The following is a 1,156-nucleotide window of genomic DNA, read 5'->3' as shown; positions in this document are numbered from 1 at the left end:
TTATCGCGCAGATTATACTGAGTGATGTCTCAGTACTTGCGGATCAGCGGAGCCGGGGCCGGAGCCGGGGCGACGGCCGCGGTGTAGAGCGGCACGATCACGCGGAACCAGCCCTCGGTCGCCTCGGCGCCGGCGACGCGGTTCACGATGTGGCGGGCGGCGTAACCCTGGACCGTGAAGGGTCCGAAGTCGTAGCCGATGAGGCCGCCGAGAGCGAAGTAGCCAGCGCGCGCGCCGCCGAGGGCGACGGGCGAGAAGCGCGAGTTGTTGGCGAGGTCGGTGGTGCCGTAGCCGATCGCACCGATCTCCCACTTGCCGAACTTCTTGGTCGCCGTCAGGTCGAGGTTGAGGGCGTCCGACGGAGCGTACGGGCCGCGCGCCGCACCACCGGCGGTCGGGAAGACACCGCCGGAGAAGAAGGAGGGCGTGTCGTAGAAGTTGTAGGTAAGGTTCGCGGTCAGGTTCCAGCCGTCGCCGGTGTAGCTGATGGCGAAGCCCTGGCGGTAGGTGTTCGACGACAGGATCGGCAGGCATCCGATGCCGCAGCCGCGACCCGCGTTGAGCTCGTTGAGGTACACACCGGCGAGGTAGCTGACGCCAATGTTGTTGCCCAGATCCCAGGCGAAGATGCCGCCGACGAAGGTGCCGACGTTGATGCTGGTGTCGAGAGCCCCACCGTTACGGCCGCGGCCGAACGAGAAGACGGTCGGCGGGGCGACGGCGAGCTCGACGCGGGCGTCGAGGATCTTCCACGGGGTCGACCACAGCAGGATCGGAACGTTGATCCCAACATCGACCGGCGAGACGTCGGGCGAGCGGTACAGGAACGTGTTCAGCGCGTAGACGCCCTCGGGGAGCGGGGCGCCGACCGCGAGGCCGACCTGCTCACCCGGAACCGTCGTGGTCTGAGCGAAGGCGGCGGTCCCGGTCATACCGACGGAGAGCGCGACCGCTCCCGCGGCGAGCCAGTTCTTCATCATTTTGTCTTTCCTTCCCAAGGATTTCAGGCGTGCGCCCCGTAGCCTTGTGCACAACATTGCCGGTTTGCCGACCGCGTCGGCTTCCGCCCCAATGGTGCCAAGCGCCCCCTTACGGCCCCACCTCAAGTCTCAACGCTGAGAACTATTCTACAGCCGCGCTCGGAATGACAGCGGGA

Annotated in this window: 1 protein-coding gene; it reads right to left on the bottom strand. The window is 66.6% G+C overall.

Translation table 11 applies throughout. From position 1 onward, the window contains the following. Positions 1-29 precede the first annotated feature (29 nt). Complete coding sequence (locus E1J50_RS25625; RefSeq protein WP_132257041.1) at positions 30-980, bottom strand: transporter family protein; 951 nt, start codon at positions 978-980, stop codon at positions 30-32. Positions 981-1,156: the final 176 nt, after the last annotated feature.

This window comes from Methylobacterium segetis, assembly GCF_004348265.1.
Taxonomy (GTDB): domain Bacteria; phylum Pseudomonadota; class Alphaproteobacteria; order Rhizobiales; family Beijerinckiaceae; genus Methylobacterium; species Methylobacterium segetis.
Note: the sequence above shows the minus strand (reverse complement) of the source record. Positions and strands in the feature narration are given on the sequence as shown.

Coding starts and splice junctions, on each gene's coding strand:
- E1J50_RS25625 (WP_132257041.1), bottom strand. CDS start 980: ATGATGAAGAACTGGCTCGCCGCGGGAGCGGTCGCGCTCTCCGTCGGT.